Annotated in this window: 1 pseudogene; it reads left to right on the plus strand. The window is 62.0% G+C overall.

The annotated features are described in order from the left end of the window. Positions 1 to 37: 37 nt before the first annotated feature. Positions 38 to 287: pseudogene (locus A3764_RS21050) on the plus strand (MFS transporter); the annotation flags it as partial.

Genomic DNA, 287 nt, shown 5'->3' on the forward strand with positions numbered 1-287 from the left:
ACCTTCGATGACGCAGCCACAGCAAACGTCGTCGCTGGTGTCGATCGTGACGATCCTGATCTGTGCCGCCTTGCTCTTTGCCGGGAACGGGCTGTTTCAGACCCTGTTGCCCATCCGGGCGGGGCAGGAAGGATATTCCGCCGCGCTGATCGGTTTGTTGGGCACCGCCTATTTCGGGGGCTTCACCCTTGGGTGTTTCATCGGGCCCAAGCTGATCCGCGCGGTGGGGCATGTACGCGTTTTTGCCGGATTGACCGCCTTGCTCACCGCGACCATCCTCGCGTTCC

The organism is Sulfitobacter sp. HI0129 (assembly GCF_001635395.1).
GTDB lineage: Bacteria > Pseudomonadota > Alphaproteobacteria > Rhodobacterales > Rhodobacteraceae > Sulfitobacter.